At 60.6% G+C, this 24,026-nt stretch carries 26 protein-coding genes and 1 tRNA gene; 15 read left to right on the forward strand and 12 right to left on the reverse strand.

Annotated features, from left to right (window positions below):
- Positions 1 to 165: 165 nt before the first annotated feature.
- Positions 166 to 242 (forward strand) — tRNA-Asp (locus tag NOM06_RS18465).
- Between the two features lie 242 nt (positions 243 to 484).
- Here the strand turns inward: NOM06_RS18465 and NOM06_RS18470 are convergent.
- Together NOM06_RS18470 and NOM06_RS18475 are read right to left on the reverse strand one after the other, a co-directional pair.
- Positions 485 to 3,067 (reverse strand): bifunctional acetate--CoA ligase family protein/GNAT family N-acetyltransferase, encoded by a 2,583-nt coding sequence (locus NOM06_RS18470; protein ID WP_255912690.1) that lies wholly within the window; start codon positions 3,065 to 3,067, stop codon positions 485 to 487.
- 73 nt (positions 3,068 to 3,140) lie between these two features.
- Positions 3,141 to 3,332 carry a hypothetical protein gene (locus tag NOM06_RS18475; protein WP_005339486.1) on the reverse strand — a complete coding sequence of 64 codons (192 nt, stop codon included), beginning with the start codon at positions 3,330 to 3,332 and terminating at the stop codon, positions 3,141 to 3,143.
- 191 nt (positions 3,333 to 3,523) lie between these two features.
- On the opposite strand from NOM06_RS18475, the gene NOM06_RS18480 reads away from it, so the two are divergent.
- Positions 3,524 to 4,390, forward strand: coding sequence for a transporter substrate-binding domain-containing protein (locus NOM06_RS18480; RefSeq protein ID WP_255912692.1), 867 nt, complete (start codon positions 3,524 to 3,526; stop codon positions 4,388 to 4,390).
- Here the strand turns inward: NOM06_RS18480 and ilvY are convergent.
- Entirely contained in the window at positions 4,379 to 5,272 is an 894-nt protein-coding gene (gene ilvY / locus NOM06_RS18485; protein WP_088868139.1) for an HTH-type transcriptional activator IlvY, read from the reverse strand. The genes NOM06_RS18480 and ilvY overlap by 12 nt on opposite strands.
- Positions 5,273 to 5,493: 221 nt before the next feature.
- Between ilvY and ilvC the strand changes: the two genes are divergently transcribed.
- Complete coding sequence (ilvC, locus tag NOM06_RS18490; protein ID WP_005355979.1) at positions 5,494 to 6,975, forward strand: ketol-acid reductoisomerase; 1,482 nt, start codon at positions 5,494 to 5,496, stop codon at positions 6,973 to 6,975.
- 169 nt (positions 6,976 to 7,144) lie between these two features.
- On the opposite strand, the gene pgi is transcribed toward ilvC, so the two are convergent.
- From pgi to coaBC, 5 genes are all read right to left on the reverse strand, one after another.
- Positions 7,145 to 8,794, reverse strand: a complete 1,650-nt coding sequence (gene pgi, locus NOM06_RS18495; RefSeq protein ID WP_144716165.1) for a glucose-6-phosphate isomerase — start codon at positions 8,792 to 8,794, stop codon at positions 7,145 to 7,147.
- A gap of 347 nt (positions 8,795 to 9,141) precedes the next feature.
- Complete coding sequence (locus NOM06_RS18500) at positions 9,142 to 9,978, reverse strand: mechanosensitive ion channel domain-containing protein (protein ID WP_255912694.1); 837 nt, start codon at positions 9,976 to 9,978, stop codon at positions 9,142 to 9,144.
- A 165-nt stretch (positions 9,979 to 10,143) separates the two neighbouring features.
- Entirely contained in the window at positions 10,144 to 10,740 is a 597-nt protein-coding gene (slmA, locus tag NOM06_RS18505; RefSeq protein WP_005339495.1) for a nucleoid occlusion factor SlmA, read from the reverse strand.
- Positions 10,741 to 10,808: 68 nt separating this feature from the next.
- The gene (gene dut / locus NOM06_RS18510) at positions 10,809 to 11,267 is read right to left on the reverse strand and encodes a dUTP diphosphatase (protein WP_139474480.1); all 459 of its coding nucleotides are present in this window, start codon (positions 11,265 to 11,267) and stop codon (positions 10,809 to 10,811) included.
- Positions 11,268 to 11,348: 81 nt separating this feature from the next.
- The gene (coaBC, locus tag NOM06_RS18515; RefSeq protein ID WP_255912696.1) at positions 11,349 to 12,551 is read right to left on the reverse strand and encodes a bifunctional phosphopantothenoylcysteine decarboxylase/phosphopantothenate--cysteine ligase CoaBC; all 1,203 of its coding nucleotides are present in this window, start codon (positions 12,549 to 12,551) and stop codon (positions 11,349 to 11,351) included.
- A gap of 147 nt (positions 12,552 to 12,698) precedes the next feature.
- Here coaBC and radC point away from each other — a divergent pair, with 147 nt between their 5' ends.
- From radC to NOM06_RS18545, 6 genes are all read left to right on the forward strand, one after another.
- Entirely contained in the window at positions 12,699 to 13,373 is a 675-nt protein-coding gene (gene radC / locus NOM06_RS18520) for a DNA repair protein RadC (RefSeq protein WP_255912698.1), read from the forward strand.
- A gap of 136 nt (positions 13,374 to 13,509) precedes the next feature.
- A complete protein-coding gene (gene rpmB, locus NOM06_RS18525; protein ID WP_005307492.1) occupies positions 13,510 to 13,746 on the forward strand; it encodes a 50S ribosomal protein L28 in 237 nt (78 codons plus the stop codon).
- Between the two features lie 11 nt (positions 13,747 to 13,757).
- The gene (gene rpmG / locus NOM06_RS18530; protein WP_005307500.1) at positions 13,758 to 13,925 is read left to right on the forward strand and encodes a 50S ribosomal protein L33; all 168 of its coding nucleotides are present in this window, start codon (positions 13,758 to 13,760) and stop codon (positions 13,923 to 13,925) included.
- A 93-nt stretch (positions 13,926 to 14,018) separates the two neighbouring features.
- Positions 14,019 to 14,474 (forward strand): hypothetical protein, encoded by a 456-nt coding sequence (locus NOM06_RS18535; protein WP_042054783.1) that lies wholly within the window; start codon positions 14,019 to 14,021, stop codon positions 14,472 to 14,474.
- A gap of 24 nt (positions 14,475 to 14,498) precedes the next feature.
- On the forward strand, positions 14,499 to 15,311 hold the full coding sequence (gene mutM, locus NOM06_RS18540; protein WP_021231536.1) for a bifunctional DNA-formamidopyrimidine glycosylase/DNA-(apurinic or apyrimidinic site) lyase: 813 nt from the start codon (positions 14,499 to 14,501) through the stop codon (positions 15,309 to 15,311).
- Between the two features lie 114 nt (positions 15,312 to 15,425).
- Positions 15,426 to 16,361: a VirK/YbjX family protein gene (locus tag NOM06_RS18545; RefSeq protein WP_255912699.1), complete on the forward strand. Its 936-nt coding sequence runs from the start codon at positions 15,426 to 15,428 to the stop codon at positions 16,359 to 16,361.
- A 106-nt stretch (positions 16,362 to 16,467) separates the two neighbouring features.
- Here the strand turns inward: NOM06_RS18545 and coaD are convergent, their stop codons facing one another.
- The gene (coaD, locus tag NOM06_RS18550; protein ID WP_076495402.1) at positions 16,468 to 16,950 is read right to left on the reverse strand and encodes a pantetheine-phosphate adenylyltransferase; all 483 of its coding nucleotides are present in this window, start codon (positions 16,948 to 16,950) and stop codon (positions 16,468 to 16,470) included.
- A 134-nt stretch (positions 16,951 to 17,084) separates the two neighbouring features.
- Here coaD and NOM06_RS18555 point away from each other — a divergent pair, with 134 nt between their 5' ends.
- Positions 17,085 to 18,122 carry a glycosyltransferase family 9 protein gene (locus tag NOM06_RS18555; protein ID WP_139736005.1) on the forward strand — a complete coding sequence of 346 codons (1,038 nt, stop codon included), beginning with the start codon at positions 17,085 to 17,087 and terminating at the stop codon, positions 18,120 to 18,122.
- Positions 18,123 to 18,173: 51 nt separating this feature from the next.
- Here NOM06_RS18555 and NOM06_RS18560 read toward each other — a convergent pair whose 3' ends face one another.
- Positions 18,174 to 18,950, reverse strand: a complete 777-nt coding sequence (locus tag NOM06_RS18560; RefSeq protein WP_005339515.1) for a glycosyltransferase family 2 protein — start codon at positions 18,948 to 18,950, stop codon at positions 18,174 to 18,176.
- Between the two features lie 276 nt (positions 18,951 to 19,226).
- Between NOM06_RS18560 and waaF the strand changes: the two genes are divergently transcribed.
- The 5 genes from waaF (at position 19,227) to NOM06_RS18585 (ending at position 23,272) form a co-directional block, all read left to right on the forward strand.
- Complete coding sequence (gene waaF / locus NOM06_RS18565) at positions 19,227 to 20,261, forward strand: lipopolysaccharide heptosyltransferase II (protein WP_005339516.1); 1,035 nt, start codon at positions 19,227 to 19,229, stop codon at positions 20,259 to 20,261.
- A gap of 1 nt (position 20,262) precedes the next feature.
- Positions 20,263 to 21,528 carry a lipid IV(A) 3-deoxy-D-manno-octulosonic acid transferase gene (gene waaA / locus NOM06_RS18570; RefSeq protein ID WP_255912700.1) on the forward strand — a complete coding sequence of 422 codons (1,266 nt, stop codon included), beginning with the start codon at positions 20,263 to 20,265 and terminating at the stop codon, positions 21,526 to 21,528.
- Between the two features lie 93 nt (positions 21,529 to 21,621).
- On the forward strand, positions 21,622 to 22,602 hold the full coding sequence (locus NOM06_RS18575; RefSeq protein WP_255912701.1) for an MDR family oxidoreductase: 981 nt from the start codon (positions 21,622 to 21,624) through the stop codon (positions 22,600 to 22,602).
- Between the two features lie 74 nt (positions 22,603 to 22,676).
- Positions 22,677 to 22,802, forward strand: coding sequence for a hypothetical protein (locus NOM06_RS18580; RefSeq protein ID WP_005339521.1), 126 nt, complete (start codon positions 22,677 to 22,679; stop codon positions 22,800 to 22,802).
- Between the two features lie 137 nt (positions 22,803 to 22,939).
- Positions 22,940 to 23,272 (forward strand): DUF2799 domain-containing protein, encoded by a 333-nt coding sequence (locus NOM06_RS18585; protein WP_005339523.1) that lies wholly within the window; start codon positions 22,940 to 22,942, stop codon positions 23,270 to 23,272.
- Positions 23,273 to 23,292: 20 nt separating this feature from the next.
- On the opposite strand, the gene NOM06_RS18590 is transcribed toward NOM06_RS18585, so the two are convergent.
- Both NOM06_RS18590 and NOM06_RS18595 read right to left on the reverse strand, forming a co-directional pair.
- On the reverse strand, positions 23,293 to 23,457 hold the full coding sequence (locus NOM06_RS18590; RefSeq protein WP_005339525.1) for a hypothetical protein: 165 nt from the start codon (positions 23,455 to 23,457) through the stop codon (positions 23,293 to 23,295).
- Positions 23,458 to 23,569: 112 nt separating this feature from the next.
- On the reverse strand, positions 23,570 to 24,004 hold the full coding sequence (locus NOM06_RS18595; RefSeq protein ID WP_005339527.1) for a flagellar basal body-associated protein FliL: 435 nt from the start codon (positions 24,002 to 24,004) through the stop codon (positions 23,570 to 23,572).
- Positions 24,005 to 24,026 lie beyond the last annotated feature (22 nt).

The following is a 24,026-nucleotide window of genomic DNA, read 5'->3' on the forward strand; positions in this document are numbered from 1 at the left end:
CAGAAGTGAAACGCGGTAGCGCCGATGGTAGTGTGGCATTCGCCATGCGAGAGTAGGACACTGCCAGGCACCCAATTAAACGGTGATGTGAAAACACATAGCCGGCTGCGAGGGTGACACCTCACAAACAAGCAGCAAAAGATTTAGCGCAAGCTAACCGAATGCGGAGCGGTAGTTCAGTCGGTTAGAATACCGGCCTGTCACGCCGGGGGTCGCGGGTTCGAGTCCCGTCCGCTCCGCCACTAATTTGAAGGCCTTCCCAGATGGGAAGGCCTTTTTGCTATGGGCGGTTTTGTCCATAAGAACCACAGATTTGCACAGCAGAGCCCAGTCGTGAGACTGGGCTCTGCTGTTTTTAGCGTGTTAAACAGCCAACGTTTGGTTTTTACCTGCCAAGAGAGGGCCAGATAGCCGGTTATTCCCGCCATTTTCTGGCTATATCCGAGCCTTATCAGTCATTTGAGCGAGTTTACAGGCGGCCAAATCAGGCTTCTGCCGCCTGCTGGTTGCAGGGCAGTTCCATATTGACCACCCCCTCTTCCATTTGCACATCGATCTTGAAGCCAAGCCGTTTGGCGAGGTTGATCATGCCACGATTGCTGGGCATAGTCATGCCGGATAACTGGCCAATCCCCTGCTCCTTGGCGTAACGGATGATCTTCTCCATCATCAATTTGCCGAGCCCCACCCCTTTCAAGTCCGATCGCACCAGAATGGCAAACTCGGCATCGCTCTGGTCCGGGGTCGAAATGGCGCGCACCACGCCGAGGATCTGATCCTGCAGATCGCCATCTTGCCCCACAGCAACGAAGGCCATCTCCCGGTCGTAATCGATCTGGGTCATGCGAGCCAGCTCTTCATGGCCCAGCTCGCCCACATCGGCAAAGAAGCGTTTGTACCTGTCTTCATCGGAGACCTGCAGCACGAACTGCTTGTGAGCCGGTTCATCTTCCGGCCGGATCGGGCGCAGAAGGATATGGCGCTGATCCTTAAGCCAGGCACCCTCCTCCAGTTCGGTAGGATAGGGACGGATCGCCAGTCGGTTGCTGGTCGGGATGGTGGGGTCAGCCAGCATGAGGCTGGCATCCAGCACCACCATTTCGGCACCGCACGCTTGCAGCGGGTGCAGATCCAGCTCCTGAATCTCCGGAAAGGCGAGCAATAGCTCGGAGAGCTGGCAAAGCACTTGGCCCAAGGCATCGATATCCAGTCGTTCCGGCGTGGCTTGTTCGCGGATCTTGCGGCTTTTGAGGGCGCCGATGATCTGGTAACGGGCCAGCGCCTGATTGAGCGGTGGCAAGGCTGCTACCATCTCCTGCGGTTCGGCGCCCGACTCGCCCAGCAGGATGACGGGGCCAAAGATGGCGTCTTGCTGGATGCGTACCCGCAGTTCGAGGCCGCCGCTGCGGCGAGCCATGCGTTGCACGAGCAAGCCTTCGATGCGGGCGCCCGGATCATGCTGTTTGACCCTGTCCAGAATGGCATCTGCGGCTTGCGCCACTTCGGCCGAGGTGCGCAGATTGAGTACCACTCCGTGTACGGCAGACTTGTGCAGGATATCGGGCGAGCGCAGTTTTACCGCTACTGGATAGCCGATCTGCTCGGCGGTGAGGGTCGCCTCGATGGCGTCGGTGACGATCCAGGTGGGCAGGGTCGCGAGCCCGGCTGCCTGCAAGATGGGGTGGGCGAGATGGGTATCCAATCTTAGCTGTTTGCGCTCCTGCGCTTGGCGGATCAGCTGCTGGCACAGATCGACATTGAGCTGGTTACCGTGCAGGGATGCCGGTGTCTCCATCAACTGCTTCTGGTTGCGGCGGTATTCCACCATGTGCATGAAGGCTGCCATGGCGCTTTCCGGCGTGCGGTAGGTCGGGAAGCCCGCCTCGGTAAAGAGTTTGCGCCCCTCCTGTGCCGAGTATTCGCCCGCCCAGTTGGTGAGGATATTGAAACGGCGCGCTCTGGGATGCTGTTTCAGATGGGCGATTAGATGACTGGCCAGCGGCGCGCTCGGTGCCGTGAGCGAAGGGGCGTGGATGATCAGGATGGCGTCGATGCCATCCTCCTGCAACACGTTGTCCAGCGCCTCCTGATAGGTGGTGATGGTGGCATCGCTGCCGATATCGAGTGGCGGGCGAGCCAGCTTGCCGCCCCGCTCCAGCAGTACATCTACCGCCATATTGGCCAGCCCGCGGCCGTTGGAGATGATGGCGAGTCGCTCTCCCTTGAGGGTCATGGAGTGGCTGAGGGTTTCCACCGCGGCAAACAGTTCGTGGGTATCCCGAACCCGCAGCATGCCGGCGCGACGGATGGCGGCATCATAGACATTGTCGAGGCCGTGGGTCGGTTCGTGGCGCCCGCTTTTCAGTACCAGGATCGGCTTGTTGCGCGAGGCTGCCCGCGCCGCCGAGAGAAAGTGGCGGGCGTCGTGCAACTTGTCCATATAGATCAAAATGGCGCGGGTGACGCTGTCGCGGGAGAGCTGATCCAGCAGCTGGCCGAAGTCGATGTCGCAGTGATCACCTAGGGAGATGAAGGCGGAGAAGCCCAGCTCATGCTGCTTGGCCCAATCCAGAATGGTGGTGCTGACGGCGGCGGATTGCGACAGAAAGGCGACCTGCCCCGGCTTGGCAGCAATGGGGGAAAAGCTGGCGTTTATCCCCTGGCCGGGCAGCAGCATCCCCATGCTGTTGGGGCCGAGCAGGCGAATGCCGTATTGCTGGCAGACCCGTTTCAGCTCCAGCCGCTCCTCGGGGGAAAAGTCGGCGGCCAGTATGATGGCTGCGCCCGTACCCTTGTGGCCGAGCGCTTCCAGCAATGGCAAGACCCGCTCCCGCCTGGTACAGATGATGGCGAGATCCGGGGTCAGCGGCAGGCTGGCAATATCGGGATAGGCCAGCACGCCGGCGATGGCCTTGTTACGCGGGGTGACGGGGAGGATGGGCCCTTTGAACTGGCCCGCCAGCAGGTGGCGTACGATCACATGACCCGCCTTGAGCGGGTCGGTCGAGGCGCCGATCACGGCGATTGAGTGGGGTTTGAACAGCCGATCCAGACCGCTTGCTTTCATGGGCACTCCCGACAAAAGGGGGAAGATACCAGTCTAATACGCCTTTGCTGCGGGTTCTGTGACCGGCTCCTGATCACCGTTTGTTCAGGGCATTGGCACGCAGATAAAAGCGCAGTTCGCCTTGCACCCGGCGAATGGCTCCCAGGTGGCGTTCCTGCAGATAGATATCCTGCTCCCGATCGAGCGCCGTGCTGGGTACGCCCATGCTTTGCAGATACTCGTCAAACAGGGTTGAACCCTTGATCTCTACCAGATGCTGTTTCATGGCGCTCCTCCCTGATGTGGTTCGATGATGGTGAATATTCAGTCTGCGATTCCTTGCCCGGTTTGCCTATTGTCACTTCTGACATGAGACGGGACAGGAGAAGGTTCACACATCTGGCAGCGAACGCCGCATCAGGCCCTTGGCTGGCGTTATAGTATGACCAGAAGCATGGCGCTTGGATGGTGCAGGGAATGAAGCGAGTCGGATTGTTGTGCATGGTGTTGTGGCTGTGGGCGGCGGATGCGTCGGCTGCCGTGCAGTCGATCCGCGCCTGGAATCTGCTGCTGGATCACCCCAACCCCGCCGTCGCCCAGTTGCTGCGGCTCTCTCTCGATCTCACCGTGCCCGAGTATGGCCCCTACCAGCTGGTCTCCAGCCCGCAAATGGAGCAGGGGCGGGCGGTGAAGGAGCTGCGTAGCGGCGAGCTGGTTCAGGTCGGTGTCTTTGCCCCCGATGGTGAGCGAGAGCGGGAGTTGCTGGCAATCCACATTCCGCTGGCCAAGGGGCTGCTCGGCTGGCGGGTGTGCCTGGTTCGGCAGGGGGATGAGGGGCGATTTGCCGCGATCGAGTCGTTGGCGGACTGGCATCGCGCCGGACTCTCCATTGGTCAGCACAGGTCCTGGCCAGACACCCAGTTGCTGCGGGCCAACGGTCTCAAGGTGACGGTGGGCAATCTTTATGAGGCGCTCTTTAACATGCTGCGCAAGAAGCGCTTTGACTGCTTCCTGCGATCGGTCATCGAGGTCGAGGATGAGCTGAAACAGCATCCGGATCTCGCCATCGAGCCCCGTCTGGTGTTTCGCTATCCGCTGGCGCTGCTCTTCTTTGTCTCGCCAAAATATCCGGAGCTGGCGCAGCGCATCGAGCTTGGCCTGCTGCGGGCGCGGCAGTCTGGTGCTTTTGACCGGGTCTTTGAAGAGGGATTTGGCAGCACCATTCGGCGGCTGAATCTGGATGAGCGGGTGCGCCTCGAGCTGCACAACCCCGACTTGCCGCTGCCTAGCCGCATTATGATGGCCGATCCGGCCCTTATCTATAAACCGGTGTCAGCGCAGTGAGCCCTGATTCTGCGCGGTATCCCAGAAGGCGCGGATCAGCGGTTCCTCCAGCCGCTTCTTGAGCACTCCGATCCCCACATCAAATGGCTTGAAGGCGGGTTTGAGGTCAATGATCCGCACCTTGTCGCCGAGCGGGCTATGGTCGATCACCGCTGCTGGCACCAGCCCCACGCCACAGCCGAGCGCCACCATGGCGACGATTCCCTCGTTACCCGCCACTTCGGCATAGATGTTGGGCGCTATCCCCTTGTTGCGAAACCACTGATCGCTGCGTTTGCGGGCCAGCCCCTGCTCGGAGAGGATGACTGGCAGCTGCTCCCAATCCGGCTCCCCCTGACGGAACCACAGGTTCAGTTGCGGGGCGTTGCGCGGCGCGATAAAGACCAGCGGCACCAGCTGCAGGCTGGCGAACTCCAGCTTGGCGGGCAGGGCGTCGGGGCGGGCTGCGATGGCGAGATCGGCCTCGTCGGCCAGGATCTTGTCCACCGCCAGCGCCGGGTCGCCGGTCTCCAGCTTGATCTCCAGCTGGGGGTAGCGGCGGCGAAAGCGCTCCAGTACCTCGGGCAGCAGAAAGTAACTGGCGGTGACCGAGCAGAAGACCCGCAGCCGCCCCTGCAGCGGTTCATCGCTGCGTTTGAGCTCCTGCTTGAGCTGACGCCACTCCTGCAACAGGCCGCCGCCGAATTCGCGCAGCTTCTCGCCGGCGGGGGTGAGCCGTACCGAGCGGTTGTCCCGTTCGAACAGGATGCAGCCGGTCTCCTGCTCCAGCCGCTGGATGGCGCGGCTCAGGGTGGAAGGGCTGACCGCCATGGCATCGGCACTCTTGCCGAAGTGGAGGGAGTCGGCGAGGTGGAGAAACAGCTCGAGATTGCGAAGGTCCATCTTTCAGCTCCTGGCGCGGCTTGTGTGCCCGATATCCAGCGGTTGGCGGCTTGTTTCTGCCATCTCGCGGTACATTCAGCAGGCAATTATGAAGGATTAACGTTTCAATTATTGCAACGTACTGTTTCGAATATATCAGTTCAGGCAATAAGTGTCCCGCGCTATAGTGGTTCAGACAACGCCGCCATCCGGCATGGAATCAATCGAACGGAGCAATTACCATGGCTAACTATTTCAACACCTTGAACCTGCGTCAGCAGTTGGCCCAACTGGGCAAGTGTCGTTTCATGCAGCGCGAAGAGTTCGCGGACGGCTGCAACGTGCTGAAGGGCAAGAAGGTGGTGATTGTGGGCTGTGGTGCCCAAGGTCTGAACCAGGGTCTGAACATGCGCGACTCCGGGCTGGATATCTCCTACGCCCTGCGCAAGGCTGCCATCACCGAGAAGCGCGCCTCCTGGCAGAAGGCTACCGACAACGGCTTCGCGGTCGGCACCTATGAAGAGCTGATCCCGACCGCCGATCTGGTGCTGAATCTGACCCCGGACAAACAGCACTCTGACGTGGTGAAAACCGTGATGCCGCTGATGAAGCAGGGCGCTGCGCTGGGCTACTCCCACGGCTTCAACGTGGTGGAAGAGGGTCAGCAGATCCGTTCCGACATCACGGTCGTGATGGTGGCGCCCAAGTGCCCGGGCACCGAGGTGCGTGAAGAGTACAAGCGCGGCTTCGGCGTACCGACCCTGATCGCCGTTCACCCGGAAAATGACCCGAAAGGCGAAGGCATGGCCATCGCCAAGGCGTGGGCCTCTGCCACCGGCGGCGACCGTGCCGGGGTGCTGGAGTCCTCCTTCGTGGCGGAAGTGAAATCCGACCTGATGGGCGAGCAGACCATCCTCTGCGGCATGCTGCAAGCCGGTTCCCTGCTCTGCTACGACAAACTGGTTGCCGAAGGCACAGACCCGGCCTACGCCGGCAAGCTGATCCAGTTTGGTTGGGAGACCATCACCGAAGCCCTGAAGCAGGGTGGCATCAGCCTGATGATGGACCGCCTCTCCAACCCGGCCAAGCTGCGCGCCTTCGAACTCTCCGAGCAGCTCAAGACCCTGATGCGCCCGCTGTTCGAGAAGCACATGGACGACATCATCGCCGGTGAGTTCTCCCGCGGCATGATGGCCGACTGGGCCGAAGATGACGTCAAACTGTTCACCTGGCGTGAAGAGACCGGTAAATCCGCCTTCGAAAACGCCCCGGCGTTCGCTGGCAAGATTGCCGAGCAGGAGTACTTCGACAATGGCGTGGTGATGGTGGCCATGGTCAAGGCGGGTGTCGAGCTGGCGTTCGAGACCATGGTAGCTTCCGGTATCTACGAGGAGTCTGCCTACTACGAATCCCTGCACGAGTTGCCGCTGATCGCCAACACAGTTGCTCGCAAGCGCCTGTACGAGATGAACGTGGTCATCTCCGATACCGCTGAGTACGGTAACTACCTGTTCGCCAACGCCGCCGTGCCGTTGCTGCGCGAGCACTTCATGCCGACCCTGAAGGCGGGTGATCTGGGTGCCAGCAAGGCGGAAGGGCAGAGCGTGGATAACCTGGCGCTGCTGGCGGCCAACGAAGCGACCCGCAACCATCCGATCGAGAAAATCGGCCAGGTACTGCGTGGTTATATGAAAGACATGAAACGCATCGCCGTTGGCGGTTAAGCCCGCATCGGGCTGGAGGATGAAGGGGCGGGGATGACGATCCCCGTCGCCGGTCGGACTGGACACCCGACCGGCCAGCCAGAAAAACCAGCCTGACAGTCATAAAAGATGGTCATAAAAAAGCCCCGCTCATCGAGCGGGGCTTTTGCATTCAGAAAGGCTGGATAAATCAGGCTTTCCACGCTTTCCAGGTGTTGATCAGGCCGTTGGTAGAGCAGTCGTGGCTGGTGACAGCCTCGTTGTTGCCCAGCTCCGGCAGGATCTTGTTGGCCAGCTGTTTGCCCAGCTCCACGCCCCACTGGTCGAAGGAGAAGATGTTCCAGATTGCGCCCTGTACGAAGATCTTGTGCTCGTACATGGCGATCAGGGCACCCAGGGTTTTCGGGGTCAGGCTCTTGAACAGGATGGAGTTGGTCGGGCGGTTGCCTTCGAACACCTTGAACGGCACCAGATCCTTGACCTGCTCCAGGGTTTTGCCAGCAGCCAGGAACTCGGCTTCGACCTCTTCCTTGCTCTTGCCGAAGGCCAGTGCCTCGGTCTGGGCGAAGAAGTTGGCCAGCAGTTTCGGGTGGTGGTCACCGATCGGGTTGTGGCTGATGGCTGGCGCCAGGAAGTCACAGGGGATCAGCTTGGTGCCCTGATGGATCAGCTGGTAGAAGGCGTGCTGGCCGTTGGTGCCCGGCTCACCCCAGATGATGGGGCCGGTCTGGTAGTCAACCGGCTTGCCGTTGCGATCCACGTACTTGCCGTTGGATTCCATGTTGCCTTGCTGGAAGTAGGCAGGGAAGCGGTGCATGTACTGGTCGTACGGCAGAATGGCTTCGGACTCGGCACCGTAGAAGTTGTTGTACCACAGGCCAATCAGCGCCAGCAGCACCGGCACGTTCTGCTCATAGGAGGCAGTGGCGAAGTGCATGTCCATCTCGAAGGCGCCTTGCAGCAGGGCTTCGAAGTTCTCGAAACCGACAGACAGGGCGATGGGCATGCCGATGGCAGACCAGGAGGAGTAGCGGCCGCCAACCCAGTCCCAGAACTCGAACATGTTGTTGGTGTCGATGCCGAATTCGGCCACGGCCTTGCCGTTGGTGGAGAGGGCCGCGAAGTGCTTGGCAACGTGGGCCTTGTCACCGGCGATCTTGATAAACCAGTCGCGGGCGGTCAGGGCGTTGGTCATGGTCTCCTGGGTGGTGAAGGTCTTGGAGGCCACCAGGAACAGGGTGGTTTCCGGATCGATCTTCTTCAGGGTCTCGGCGATGTGGGTGCCATCGACATTGGAGACGAAGTGCATCTGCAGGTGGTTTTTGTAGGGACGCAGTGCCTCGGTGATCATTACCGGGCCCAGATCAGAGCCACCGATACCGATGTTGACCACGTGCTGGATCGCCTTGCCGGTGTAGCCTTTCCACTCGCCGGAGATGATCTTCTCGCAGAAGCCTTTCATCTTGGCCAGTACGGCGTTCACTTCCGGCATCACGTCCTTGCCGTCGCATTCGATGGGGCGGTCGGAGCGATTGCGCAGGGCCACGTGCAGTACCGAGCGGCCTTCAGTCATGTTGATCTTGTCGCCATTGAACATGGCATCGATCGCGCTGCGAAGATCGGTCTCTTTGGCCAGATCAATCAGCAACTTGAGGGTTTCTTCGGTGATCAGGTTCTTCGAGTAATCAACCAGGATATCGCCGCCGAAGGTAAGGGAAAACTTGTCAAAGCGCTTCGGGTCCTGCGCGAACAGATCCTTGAGTCGAGTCTCTTTGTTTGCTGCAAAGTGGGCTTCCAGTGCCTGCCAGGCCTGGGTTTGGGTTGGATTGATATTTTTCATAGGATTCCTGAAATGCCAAGTTGTGTTTGAACCTTGCAGGCAAGGTCCCGCCAAACCTTATTATCCGAGCATTATAGCGAGCCGATCGGGCGGCCCGTGTAACAGATTTTTACCGATTGTCTTTTACCGCAATGGGTCACTGTCGGGAGCATACAACCAGAACATTGGGATTATGTGTCACGAAAGCAAGGCGGATCTTGCGCTTGCTCATGATTGAGGCCACCCCGATGGCCTGAAATTGTTTTCATCCGGTTGGCGTGGTTATGCATCGAAATGGCCATGGAGCGTGGCCAGAAACGACAATGCCAGCCCGAAGGCTGGCATTGTTTGTTGAAGCAGAACCGCGATCACGCCTGTGGTTTTTGCATGTGCATCACCATCTGCGGGAAGGGAATTTCGATCCCTTCGGCATCAAAGGTGAGTTTCACCTTCTCGTGGAAGTCGAACCAGACACCCCAGTAGTCGCCGGTCTTGACCCACGGGCGCACCACGATATTGACCGAGGAGTCGGCCAGCGCGGCGACGGCGATGGTGGCTGCCGGATCTTTCAGGATACGCGGCTCTTCGCTCACCAGACGCTCGAGGATCTGCTTGGCCTTGCGCAGGTCAGAGCCGTAGCCGATGCCAAAGGTCATATCGACGCGGCGGGTATCCATGCGCGAGTAGTTGACGATGGTGCCGTTGAGGATGGCGGAGTTCGGGACTACCACCATTTTGTTGTCTACGGAGGTGAGGGTGGTGGTAAAGAGTTGAACGGACTGCACGACACCGTTGGTGCCTGCCACTTCGATAAACTCGCCCGCCTTGATGGGGCGGAAGATGATCAGCAGGAAGCCGGCAGCGAAGTTGGAGAGCGAGCCTTGCAGCGCCAGACCGATGGCCAGACCTGCGGCACCGATAATGGCGACGAAGGAGGCGGTCTGCACGCCGACACGGCCCAGCGCGGCGATCACCACGAACACCAGAATGGCGTATTTGAGAATGCTGCCGACGAAGTGAGTGACGGTGATGTCCAGCTTGCGGGCCTGCATCACCTTGACCACGCCACCGCTGATGAGGTTGGCGGCGATATAGCCGACCAGCAGGGTCAGCAGGGCGGCGGCTATATTGACGCCATATTCGATCAGCAGGCCCTGGTTATTGACCAGCCAAGTCTGCGCTTCGGTAATGATTTCGGGTTCCATAGGATGTCCTGTCAGGTTCTAAAAGGTTCATGGTGGATAAATCTAACACCGCAGCGCGACAGTACGGGTCGCATCTGGTACTTCTTTTCTGCCATAAAAACCTGACACAAAAAAGAAGGGAGGCCAAAGCCTCCCTTCTTTTTGCTGAATGATGCGAAAAAACCATCAGCTCTGCAGTAGTTGGCTGCGGATAAATTGCCACTGATCTTCGAAACCGGCGGTCGGCTTGAGCTTGAACTCGGAACGCACGAACTGGCTGATGCGGCCCTCGGTGTAGGCCAGCAGCAGATTGGCCAGCATGGTCTCGTCGAGCTGGAAGCCCTGACCCTCGCGCAGCCGCTTCTCGCGCAGCACCTGTTTGATCTGGGTCTCCAGCTTGTCGAACAGGATGCTGATGCGATCCCGCAGTCGATCGTGTTCACCCAGCAGGGCGTCGCCGTTGAGGATGCGGGTGATGCCGGGATTGCGCTCGGCAAACACCAGCAGCAGCTGAAGGATGTGGTGGCAGCGCGCCATGGTGTCCTTCTCTTCCGCCATGATCAGATTGACCCGTGACAGCAGGGAATCCTCGATAAAGTCGATCAGCCCCTCGAACATCCGCGCCTTGCTGGGAAAATGTCGATAGAGGGCTGCTTCAGAGACGCCGACCTCGGCCGCCAGACGGGCCGTGGTGATGCGCTGACCCGGACTGGTTTCCAGCATGTGGGCGAGCGCCTGCAGGATCTGATCGCGCCGACTCTGTTTCTGATTACTGCTTGCCATGGATTCCCCTAAAAAAACAATGGCTTGATTCTGTTATTAAGCACCGCCCATCAGGCTGGTGTGGTCTGTTATTGGCGACCAGAAGAACCAAAACCGCCTTCACCCCGTTCGCTCTGATTGAACTCATCGACCAGTTGGAAGCTGGCCTGAACTACCGGCATGATCACCAGCTGGGCGATGCGCTCGCCGGGTTGCATGGTGAACTCATCCTTGCCGCGGTTCCAGACCGAGACCATCAGCTGACCCTGATAGTCGGAATCTATCAGACCGACCAGGTTGCCCAGCACGATGCCGTGCTTATGGCCGAGACCGGAGCGGGGCAGAATGGTGGCACACAGACTCGGATCCTGGATGTGGATGGCCAGACCGGTCGGTACCAGGGTGGTATCACCCGGAGCCAGAGTCAGCGGCGCATCCAGCAGTGCGCGCAGATCCATGCCGGCAGAGCCCGGTGTGGCGTAGGCGGGCAGCGGGTACTCGGTACCGATACGGGCATCCAGAATCTTCAGTTCTATTTGTGTAGTCATGAATCGCTTTTTCAGTTGGATCTTGTATTGGCGCCTCTCTTGGCAAGGCGGGGCGCCGTGGGTCTTGTTCTTTCGGGACGCTCAGTGCCGGTAGTGGCGTGCAATCAGGGCGATCAGGTGACGGGCCAGCGTCAGCTTGTCGGCCAGCGGCAGCGGGGCCTGGCCCCCTTGCCAGAACACGGTCAGGGCGTTGTCATCGGCGTTGAAGCCTTGCCCCTCGCGGGACACATCGTTGGCGGCGATCATGTCCAGCCGCTTACGCTGCAACTTGTCGAGGGCGTATTGTTCCACATCCACGGTTTCGGCGGCAAATCCGACGGTGAAGGGTTTGTCTAAAAGGGCACCGACGGCCGCGATGATGTCGGGGTTTTTCACCAGCCTCACCACCATCTGGTCGTTGTCGCCGGTTTTCTTGATCTTCTGGCTGGCGACCTGTTCGGGACGGTAGTCGGCTACCGCGGCGCAACCGATGAAGAGGTCGCACTCGCCCACCCGGCTCATCACAGCCTGATGCATCTGCTCGGCGCTCTCGACATCGATGCGGGTAACGCCCGCAGGCGTCGCCAGCGTCACTGGCCCGCTCACCAGCGTCACTTCGGCACCCGCTTCACGGGCAGCTCGGGCGATGGCGTAGCCCATCTTGCCGGAGCTGTGGTTGCTGATGTAGCGCACCGGATCGAGCGCCTCGCGGGTTGGCCCTGCGGTGAGCAGCAGCTTGACGCCTGCCAGCAAGGGCTCGGCGGCCAGCTGCTGACAGCAGCGATCCACCAGTTCGAGGGGGTCCAGCATCCGCCCCGGGCCCACATCGCCACAGGCCTGGCTGCCGGCATCCGGCCCCCACAGCAGAATGCCGCGGCTGGCCAGGGTCTTGAGGTTGGCCTGGGTGGCGGCGTTGAGATACATCTGCTGGTTCATGGCAGGTGCCAGCGCGATGGGCGCCGGAGTGGCCAGACAGAGGGTGGTCAGCAGTTCGTCGGCCATGCCTGCAGCCATCCGCGCCATCAGGTTGGCGCTGGCGGGGGCGATCAGTACCAGATCGGCCCACTTGGCCAGCTCGATATGGCCCATGCCCGCTTCGGCAGAGGGATCCAGCAGGCTGTAGGCCACCGGATGACCGGAGACCGCCTGCAGGGTCAGCGGGGTGATGAACTCCTTGGCGGAGCGGGTCATCACCACCCGCACTTCGGCACCCTGATCTTTCAGGCGGCGTACCAGCTCGGCACTCTTGTAGGCGGCGATCCCGCCGCTGACACCCAATAGGATGCGTTTATCGGCCAATCTCATCTGCTGTTTCTCTATCCGGCTCATTCTGACTGGTCGGCTAAGATACCACAGGCAATGGATGACGACAGGGGTTGGCATCAAGGGGTGTGGTCGGGCGCGCGCAATTTTTTGCTATGTTTTTTCTCAACAGGGATGAGGGAGAGACAAATGAGCATCAAAGAGTGGCCGGAAGATGAACGCCCCAGAGAGAAGCTGCTGCGTCAGGGGCCTGCGGTGCTCTCCGATGCCGAGCTGCTCGCCATCTTTCTGCGCACCGGCGTCAATGGCCTGAGTGCAGTGGATCTTTCACGTAATCTATTGAATCAATTCGGCTCTTTGCGCAGCTTGCTGGGGGCGGATCAACGGACATTCTGCGAGGCACACGGCCTTGGCCCGGCCAAATATGCCCAGTTGCAGGCGGTGCTGGAGATGGCCAGACGCCATCTGGCCGAGCAGTTGCAACGGGGCGATGCCCTCACCTCGCCCCAGCTGACCCGCGACTATCTTCAGGCTCAGCTGCGGGATCGGCCGAGGGAAGTGTTTGCCCTGCTGCTGCTCGACAATCAGCACAGAGTCATTCAATTTGTTGAGCTTTTTTTCGGCACAATCGATTCGGCGAGCGTCTGGCCAAGAGAAATCGTGCAGATCGCGCTCAAACATAATGCAGCCGCGGTGATTCTGGCGCATAATCACCCGTCCGGCGTCGCCGAGCCCAGCAGGGCCGACCGCCAGATCACGGATCGGATCACGGCCGCTTTGGCCCTGATCGATATCAGAGTGCTGGATCACTTGGTGATCGGTGATGGCATCACGGTTTCTTTTGCCGAGCGCGGTTGGCTATAACTGTGCTCTGGCACCGTATTAGTTGATCTTTGATCACGGATGCTGTATAAAATGCCGCCTTCTGTTTGCCCCGCAATCGAAGGCCAGCGGGGCAGATATTTGCTCGAGCAATGAAGTAAGATTTGGAGAGACTGACATGTCTAGAGTATGCCAAGTAACCGGCAAGCGCCCGGCAGTTGGTAACAACCGTTCGCACGCTAACAACGCCACCAAGCGTCGTTTCCTGCCGAACCTGCACACTCACCGTTTCTGGGTTGAGAGTGAAAAACGCTTCGTAAGCCTGCGCGTATCCGCAAAAGGCATGCGTATCATCGACAAGCGTGGCGTTGAAGTGGTTCTGGCTGAACTGCGCGCCAGCGGTGTTAAGGTATAAGGAATTAGATCATGGCTAAAGGTATTCGCGAGAAAATTCGCCTGAACTCCAGCGCCGGTACTGGTCACTTCTATACCACTACCAAAAACAAGCGCACCATGCCCGAAAAAATGGAGATCAAAAAGTTTGATCCCGTTGTTCGTCAGCATGTGATCTACAAGGAAGGCAAAATCAAGTAATTACTTGATGCTGCATTCCCAAAAACCCGGCTTCGTGCCGGGTTTTTTTATGCGCCGAATTCAGTACACTGCCGGTTCAAAGGGAGGCTTGCCATGTTCAAATTGAGCCGCAAAGGCTGGAATAACGTGATCATCGTGGTGGTGCTGATCGTGATCACCCTGTTGCATCGTATGGAGACTGCCCAGCAGGAGAACAGTGCCAAGCGTGCTCGCCCCTTGCTGCCGGATGCTGCCGTGGTGCTCACCTGGCAGGGGCCGAGCTGGCAGATTGAGCGGATTGGTCAGGGCTGGCGCAGCATGCCGGATCTGGGACTCGACACAGCGCAGCTGGATGCCCGGCTGGCGCGCTGGCAGAGCTGGTTGCTGCCCCCCGGCGAGGTGGTGCGCGGTACCCCGGTGACCATCAAGGTGTGGATTGCCGGCCAGAACGATCCGGTCGAGATCGGCCTCTATCAGAACAGCGGCCAATATGGCGCCCAGCTGCCCTCCGGTCTCTGGCTCGCCCTCACTGCCGAGCAGTATCGCGATCTGCTGCGTCCTGCCCCCTGAGTTCCTTTTCCTTGCGAGGTGCCCATGCCTGAATTGCCAGAAGTTGAAGTCAGTCGTCAGGGGATCTCCCCCTGGCTCACCGGTATCAAGGTGACGCGTGTAGTGGTGCGGGATGGCCGCCTGCGCTGGCCGATCCCCGGTGAGATTCAGGAGCTGGTGGATCTCACCATCCATCGGGTGCGTCGCCGTGCCAAATACCTGCTGCTGGAGACCGATTTCGGCACCGCCATCCTTCATCTGGGGATGTCCGGCAGCCTGCGGGTGCTGGATATCGGCACCCCGGCCGAGAAGCACGACCACGTGGATATCGAGCTGGAGAATGGCAAGCTGCTGCGGCTCAACGATCCGCGCCGCTTCGGCGCCCTGCTCTGGACTCGCGAACCGGCCGAAGCCCATGCGCTGCTCGCCAAGCTGGGGCCCGAGCCGCTCACCGATGCCTTCAGTGCTGATTACCTGCGTGAGCGCGCCAAGGGGCGTAGCACCGCCATCAAACAGTTCCTGATGGACAATCAGGTGGTGGTCGGGGTGGGCAACATCTACGCGAACGAGGCGCTCTATGCTGCCGGCATTCACCCCAAACGGGCGGCGGGCAATATCAGTGCCGAGCGGCTGGGAACCCTGGTGGCCGAGATCAAGCGCGTGTTGGCCGAGGCGATTCGCCAGGGCGGCACTACCCTCAAGGATTTCACCAGCGCCGATGGCAAGCCGGGCTATTTCGTGCAGCAGTTGCAGGTTTATGGCCGTGGCGGTCAGCCCTGTTTCCACTGCCACACCCTGCTGACCGAGACAAGAATGGGCCAGCGCACCACGGTTTTTTGCAGTCATTGCCAGCGCTGAGCGCACTTTTTGCCCCGATCCGGGGGAAGTTGTAACAGCGTATTTCCACTCTGTTGAAGATTTGCACAGCTGTCACTAGTATCCCGACCGTTCAGGCGGTTTGAGAATATAAAAATGACAGTTAAATCAATAGACTGGGAATATTTATCCCGGCAGGAGCGCTATTGCGCAAAATCCATGGCCCGCTTCCTCTACCCCGAGGGATGTGATCGGAAAACCTTCAATCGCGGCAAGTTCGTGCTGCGCAGCCTGCTCTATCGCAAGTCGCTGAGTCGGGTCTTCAGTCTGTTTCAGTGCGACTCGCTCAAGGCGCTGCCAGCGGTCTATCCCGAGCTGCTCGACAAGCCGATGCGCCCCTATCGCTTCGCCTGTGCCAGCGCCCGTCAACGGGCCGAGATGCTGGAAAATCACTACCGGTTGCTGCTGGAGTGCTACCCGCAGCTGATCGACCCCCTCTATCTGGGCGAGGGGATCGAACTTGGGCACTATCCCCAGAGCGGCTGCCGCATTCTGTTGCGTCACGATGGCACCTTCCGCCGCGAGGCCGAGCTGGCGCTCTCCATCGTCAACGGCGAGGGGCAGCGCCTCTACAGCTGCGCCTTTTCGCTGGCGGGCAGTGCGGATCGTTTGATTCTGATGATCGGCTCCATGCAGGGGCCGGAGCCTGCGGTCGACAATGCTCAGGATCGGGTGCGCGAGCTGACCAAAGAGGGGCACGGCCTGCGGCCCAAATCCCTGCTGGTGCAACTGGTGCTGCAACTGGCGCAGAGCATGGGGGCGGCGGAGGTGCTGGCGGTGCGCAAGCGGGCCCACGTGTTTCAGGCCAAGCGCTACAGCAGCAAGCAGAAAGCCAATTTGCAGGCCGATTATGACGAGCTGTGGCAGGAGTTCGACGCCCGGGATGTGGATGCCAACTTCGTCGCCCTGCAAGCCCAGCCGCGCAAGCCGCTGGAGGAGATCGCCTCCAAGAAGCGGGCCATGTATCGGCGCCGCTACGAGTGGCTCGATCTGCTGGTGCAGGAGATGAGCGAGCGGTTTGCCCGTCAGTAACCGGCAAGCAGGCTGACCTCTCCATAGCGAGAGAGAAACAACAAGGGCTACCCGCGGGTAGCCCTTGTTCGTAGTTGCCGTCGGGAATGGCGAGTATGGAAGGGGATCACCCTTTCTGTTTGGCGGCGATGGCTTGGGCCACCACGGGATCGACAAACTGACGAATGTCGCCACCGTGCAGTGCTACCTCTTTCACCAGAGTGGAGGAGATAAAGGAGTTCTCCTCCGCCGGGGTGAGGAAGACGCTTTCCAGCTCAGGCATCAGGCGGCGGTTCATGTTGGCCAGCTGGAACTCGTACTCGAAGTCGGAGACGGCGCGCAGGCCGCGGATCAGCACGTTGGCCTGATGCTCTTTGGCAAAATCGACCAGCAGCCCGGAGAAGCCCACCACCTTGACGTTGGGAAGCTGGCTGGTCACTTGCTGGACAAGCTGGACACGTTCCGCCAGATCGAACAGCGGGCGCTTGCTCGGGCTGTTGGCGACGCCGACGATCACCTCGTCAAACAGCTTGGCGGCGCGGCCGATCAGGTCGGCGTGGCCATTGGTAACGGGATCAAAAGTCCCGGGATAAATTACCCTGGTAGTCATCTTTGCGGTCCTGCAACCTGGAAATTTGGTCGCATTATAAGGTCGTCGCTTGAGAATAGCAGTGCATCAGGCAAGAATACGCCATCGCGCATCAAGCCTCCCTGCATTGGTGACAGGGAGCAAAGGGATTTTTTATGAAACGTATTCTGGTCGTTCGCAATGACAAGATTGGTGACTTCATGCTGGCGTGGCCGAGCTTCGCCATGCTCAAAGGCTCCATGGAGTGTCATGTGACTGCCCTGGTTCCGGCCTACACGGCCCCGCTGGCCCGGCTCTGCCCCTGGATTGACGAGGTGATCATCGATCCGGGCGTGCGAGCTGACAAGGAGCAACAGCGGGCACTGCTGGCCCGGATCAAGGCGGCGGCGTTCGACGCGTCCATCTGCCTCTTCTCCAACTCCCGCAACGCCATGCTGGTGTGGAAGGCACACATCCCTTATCGGCTGGCCCCGGCGACCAAGCTGGCGCAGGTGCTCTACAACCAGCGACTGGTGCAGCGCCGTTCCCGCTCCCAGAAGCCGGAGTCCGAGTACAATCTGGAGCTGATCCGCCGCTTCCTGGCCGATCAACAGGTGGCCGTGGTGGAGCCCAAGACCCCCTTCCTGCGGTTCGATGACGAGACCCTGCTACAGGTGCGCGAACAGCTGGCACTCAAGCTCAAGCTCGATGCCAGCCGCCCCTGGCTGATGGTGCATGCCGGTAGCGGCGGTTCGGCCAACAACCTCTCCATCGAGCAGTACGCCCGCATCATCATCAAGCTCAATCAGGCCTGCCCCGAGCTGCAGTGCGTGCTGACTGCTGGCCCGGGCGAGGAGAAGATGGCCGAACAGCTGGCGGCCGAGCTGCTGGCCCACGGCGGCAACGGCTGGATCTACCGCTCCAGCGATGGTCTGCCGATGTTCTGTCAGGTGCTGGCCAACGCAGCCCTGTTTATCGCTGGCAGTACCGGCCCGCTCCATATCGCTGGCGCGCTCGATGTGCCGACCATCGGCTTCTTCCCGATGCGCCGCTCAGCTACTCCGCTGCGCTGGAAGCCCCTCAACAGCGAAGGGCGTCACCTCGCCTTCAGTCCGCCGGAGGATAGCGACCATCCTGAGGATATGAGTCAACTCGATCCCAAGACCATGGTGCCGGTGATGGCCCGCTGGGCGGCGCCTTTCTGGCGCAAGTAAGGTATGCAGCAATGCAAACAGGGCCCCGCGGGGCCCTGTTTCGTATGACGGTTATTCCGGCTGCTGCGGTTGCTGGCGCACCCAGAGGTCGGCGTATTTGACGAAGGTGGAGTGGGCGGAGAGGATCGCCAGCAGCAGCCCCTGCTTGCCATCGAGGAAGCCCGCTTTGAGCAGGTACATCTTGAGGAAGCAGCCGACCGCGTGGATCAGCCCCTGACTGAGGGAGCCCTTCTTGCCGCGAGCGGTGCGCTGATCGGCCCAGGCGCGGGCATAACCGGCGGATTTCACCAGATAGTGCTCCAGATCCCGATAGGTGAAGTGGAGCAGGTCGCCATGAATATTGACGATCTTCATGTTGGCCCGCACTTCCACCTTTTCGTGCACCAGCGCCTCGTTGTAGCTGGTGAGCGCCTTGGGATAGAGGCGCAGCACCCGATCCGGATACCAGCCACTGTGGCGGATAAAGCGGCCAAACACCCAGGAGAGGCGCGGGATCGAGTAGATGGTATCGCTGGCCGGATTGGCCATCACGTTGGCGATGGCGGTTTTCAGCTCGGGGGTGAGCCGCTCGTCGGCATCCAGCCACAGCACCCAGTCGGATTGCACGTGGGACTGGGCCAGTCGGCGCTGTTTGCCAAAGCCCGGCCACTTGGCATTGACGAAGAAACGGGCGCCAAATTCGGCGGCGATGGCCGGGGTCTCGTCCTGACTGCCTGAGTCCAGAATGACGATCTCATCCACCAGTCCGTCGAGGGAGGCGAGGCACTTGCGCAGGTTGTCGGCTTCATTCTTGACGATCAGAACGGCAGCCAGAGTCGGTTTTTTCACGAATGTGGGCTCACGGTTATTGCCCGGCTGGCGGGTCGAATGCGTATTGATGGGCTATTCTAACGGAAAAACGGGCCAAAGAGAGAGCCGCCATTGCCCGTTTCTATCAGCTGTTTGCCTGTCTCGCCACGTCCGGTTGGAAGCGGGGCACCGCTGGAAAAATGGGGTGACGGCAGCGTCTGCCAAGGATCTTCTGTTATTTATCCGACCATTCTTGGGGCATAATCTCGCCCAGTGATGATTAACAGCCGGGCCAGTCCCGAGAGAAGACGCGTGATGAAAATATTGGTGATCGGCCCCTCCTGGGTCGGCGATATGGTGATGTCCCAGAGCCTCTACAAGGCGATCAAGGCCAACCATCCGGAGTGTGAACTGCACGTGATGGCCCCCGCCTGGTGCTGCGCCCTGCTGGAGCGGATGCCGGAGGTGGACAAGGCGATCACCATGCCCCTCGGCCACGGTGACTTCAAGCTGGTGGCGCGCCGCCGCCTCGGCAAGCAGCTGGCGGCGGAGAAGTACGATCAGGCCATCGTCCAGCCCAACTCCATGAAGTCGGCGCTGATCCCCTGGTTTGCCCGCATTCCGGTCCGTACCGGCTGGAAGGGCGAGAGCCGCTACGGTCTGCTCAATGACCTGCGCAGCAACAAGTCCGCCTTCCCGCTGATGGTGGAGGGCTATCTGGCGCTCGCTTATCCCAAGGCGCAGATGAAGAGCCGGGCCGATATCCCGACCATTCCGCACCCGGCTCTCCACGTCGATTTGATCAACCAGAGCAAGGCGCTGGAGCGGCTGGGACTGGATCGCGCTCGCCCGGTGCTGGTGCTCTGCCCCGGTGCCGAGTTTGGCCCGGCCAAGCGCTGGCCGGAGGGGCACTATGCCGTGGTGGCCCAGCAGCATCTGGACGAAGGGTGGCAGGTGTGGATCTTCGGCTCCAACAAGGATGTCCCGGTAGCCAATACCATCCGGGATCGGGTCAACCTGCTAACTCGCCCCAACTGCCACGTGCTGGCGGGCAAGACCAGCCTGCACGAGGCGATCGATCTGATGGCGCTGGCCAGCCGGGTCATCTCCAACGACTCCGGCCTGATGCACATCGCCGCCGCCCTCAACCGGCCGCTGGTGGGCGTCTATGGCTCTACTTCGCCGCTCTACACCCCGCCGCTGGCGGATCGGGTCGAGATCGTTCACACCGACATCGAGTGTCGCCCCTGCTTCAAGCGCACCTGCAAGTTCGGCCATCTCAAGTGCCTGATCGACTTGGCGCCGGAGCAGGTGGTCGATGCCTGCAAGAAGCTGGAGCAGAGTCAGTAAGATGCCCTACCGTCTGCTCTACAACCTGCTGATCCATCTGGGATTGCCGCTGGCGCTGCTGGCCCTCTACAAGCCGAAGAAAGGCAAGCCCGGCTTTGGCAAGCGCTGGGCCGAGCATCTCGGGCGGTTGCCTGCCACCGGACAGTATGCACCGCTCTGGATCCATGCGGTGAGCGTGGGGGAGACGCTGGCCATCACGCCGCTCATTCGCGCCCTCAAGGCGGAGCGGCCCGATCTGCCGATCCTGCTCACCACCACCACCCGCACCGGCGCCGATCAGGCTGCCAGGCTGGGGGATCTGGTGATCCATCGCTACGCGCCGCTCGACTACCCCTGGGCCATTGCCGCCTTTCTCGACACCTTCAAGCCGCGCGCGCTCTGGGTGATGGAGACCGAGCTGTGGCCGAACTGGCTGGCCGCTTGCGAGGCGCGCCATCTGCCGGTGACCATCATCAACGCCCGCCTCTCCGAGCGATCCTGCCAGCGTTATGCCCGCTTCCACGGCGCCTTCGACGCCCTGAGCCGGCCACTGACCCATCTGCTCTGCCAGCATCAGGATGATGCCGACCGCTTCGCCCGCCTCGGCATCGATCGTTCGCGGCTGGCGGTGACCGGCTCCATCAAGTTCGATATCCAGTTTGGTGACGAGGTGCAGGCCAAGGGGCGCGCCCTGCGCCAGCAGCTGGGCGCCGAGCGGCCGGTCTGGATCGCCGCCAGCACCCATCTGGGTGAGGACGATCAGGTGCTGGCCGCCTTCGATCTGCTGCTCAAACGCCATCCCGACGCGCTGCTCATTCTGGTGCCGCGCCACCCCGAGCGGTTTGACCGGGTGGCCGAGCAGTGTGCCCCTTACGGCTGCGTGCGGCGCACCAGTCATGCTGCGGTTGGAGCACAGGATAAGGTCTATCTCGGCGATACCATGGGTGAGCTGCCGCTGATGCTGGCGGCGGCCGATGTGGCCTTCGTCGGCGGCAGTCTGGTGAAGATCGGCGGTCACAACCTGCTGGAACCGGCGGCGCTCGGCAAGCCTTGCCTGACCGGCCCCGCCTACTTCAACTTCAGCGACATCACCCGCCAGCTGGTGGCTCAGGGGGGCGCTGCCATCGTGGCCGATGCCGCCGAGCTGGGCGAGCGGGTGAGCCAGCTGTTTGCCGATGGCAACGCCCGCCGCGAGATGGGCGAGCAGGCCCGCGCCGTGGTGCTGCGCAATCAGGGTGCGCTGGCGCGCAGCCTCTCTTATTGTCTCACCGCGTTGGAGAACGACTGAACCCATGATGAGCACCGCACTGGCGCTCGATTGTCAACTGCACAAGCGCCAAAGCAGCTGATCCCCGTTTCACACGTCATCAAAGAGGCAACCATGTTCAAGGCTCTGTTACTGGAAAACCAAGACGGCAAGACTGTTCCGACTCTGACCCGGCTGGCCGAGAGCCAGTTGCCGGAAGGTGAAGTGCGGGTAGCGGTCGCTTACAGCTCCATCAACTACAAGGACGGGCTGGCCATCACCGGCAAGGGCAAGATAGTGCGCCAGTGGCCGCTGGTGCCCGGCATCGACTTCGCCGGTACCGTGCTCGAATCTGCCGACAGCCGCTATCAGACCGGCGACAAGGTGGTGCTGACCGGTTGGGGCGTGGGTGAAGGCCACTGGGGCGGCATGGCCGAACAGGCGCGGGTCAAAGGGGACTGGCTGGTGCCGTTGCCCGCCGGGCTGGATGAGCGCCAGGCCATGTGCATCGGTACCGCCGGTCTCACCGCCATGCTCTGCGTGCTGGCACTGGAAGAGGCGGGTATTACTCCCGCAAGTGGCGAGGTGCTGGTCACCGGCGCGGCAGGCGGTGTGGGCTCCACCTCGGTTGCCCTGCTGGCAGCCCTTGGCTATCAGGTGGCGGCGCTGACCGGTCGTCCGGAAGAGCAGGGCGCCCTGCTGACCGCACTGGGTGCCAGCCGTATCGTGCCGCGCAGTGAACTGCTGGTGCCCGCCAAACCGCTGGAGAAGCAGCTGTGGGCCGGTGCCATCGACACCGTCGGCAGTCAGGTGCTGGCCAAGCTGCTGGCTCAGATGAACTATGGCGGCGCCGTGGCTGCCTGCGGGCTGGCGGGCGGTTTTGATCTGCCGACCAGTGTGATGCCCTTTATCCTGCGCAACGTGCGGCTGCAGGGGGTCGATTCGGTGATGTGCCCGTTTGAACGTCGTCAACTGGCGTGGCAGCGACTGGCACGGGATCTTCCTGCCAGCTTCTTCGCTCAGGCGGTCACCGAGATTGGGTTGGAGCAGGTAGTGGAGGCAGCCGAGGCCATTACGCAAGGCCAGATCGCAGGTCGCACTCTGGTCAAACTTTGAACTCTCTCTGACTGGCGAGCCCGACAATTCCGGATAAAATTGGATTGCGGGTGAACTATCCAAGGAGAGTGAAGATGGGTGGACACAAGCCGGATTACGACTCCTCTGATGATGATTGGGAGCCGGATTCCTGGGAAGAAGAGCTGGATCAGTGGGAAGATGAAAGCTGGCAGGATGATGACACTTTCGATGACCAGTGAACCACGGCATTGAACGAACAGGCGGGCTTTGGGCCCGCCTGATTTTTTTGCCGCGCTCACACGGCTGAGCGTTCGTCCTTGGTCAGGGGCGGGGCGCTGGGTAGAATGAACTGCCCAAATGACGCTCAAGGATGACTATGCGACTCACCATCATATTGTTGGCTGCCCTGCTGGGTGGCTGTGTCTCCAACGATGATCCCTGCGAGAAGGTGTGGAGTGAGGTGGGGGAGGCGGATGGCAAGCTGGGCTTCACCACCGAGCGGATCGAGTTCCATCAGGGCCAGTGTGGCAAGAAGGTGGATGCCGAACTGTGGAAGCAGGGACACCAGAAGGGATTGGCATGGTATTGCCGCCCCGAGCATCTCTATCTGGCTGGCCGCTCAGGCGAGGAGTATCGCGGCGTTTGCCCGAACGATACCCAGGCGCGCAGATTGTTCGAGCAGGGGCGTCAGGGGTGGACCGATCAATAACACCCTGACAGGGAGGGGCGTTACTCCTCTTTCAAGCGCAGTGGCTGGCAGAGGTAACCCTTGTCATTGGCACTGCGGGCGCATTTGCTGCAGACAAACTTGGGTTTGCGGACTATCTTGCGCAACGCCTTGAGATCGGTGGGGATCTCGTGACGGCGCCATTCACACAGGGTTTTGCTGCCCATAACGACTACCTCTACGACTTGACGGCCGTATTGTAATCGATTTTCATTTCGAATAAACCGGCAAAGCTCGCTTATTGGCCGATATGCCAATAAGCGATTGTTTCGGGAAGGATTACTGGTAGAGGAACTTGGTGAAGATAAGCTCGCGCACCGCTTTCTTGCCAGTCTCTTTCACCAGCAGTTCGTTGACGGTTGTCTCGCACTCCTTGCGCAGCTCTTCTCTGTTGGTCAGGGACTTCACTTGATCGGCATTTTTGCTGCCAATCAGACGGATGATGGCATCGCGGATCAGCGGGTCATGCTGCTCCAGCAGCTTGAGGTCGGCTTCGTTTTCCGCCATCAGCTCTACCGTGACCCGGATATAACCGAGGGTTTTGCTATCACTCAGGTAGTTGGTGATGATGTCGGGATCGAGCGCGTGGTAGGAGAAACCGGGCTTGGCAGCCCCCTCTGCGCCCTCTGCGGGCGGCTCATCTTCAGCCAGAGCTTGCTGCTGCAGGGCGCCACAGCTCAGTAACAACACCAGCAGAATTTTGAAGATCTTCATATAGATGGCTCATCAGCAGGAG

It is taken from the genome of Aeromonas sp. JL9 (assembly GCF_024436075.1).
GTDB classification, from domain to species: domain Bacteria; phylum Pseudomonadota; class Gammaproteobacteria; order Enterobacterales; family Aeromonadaceae; genus Aeromonas; species Aeromonas veronii.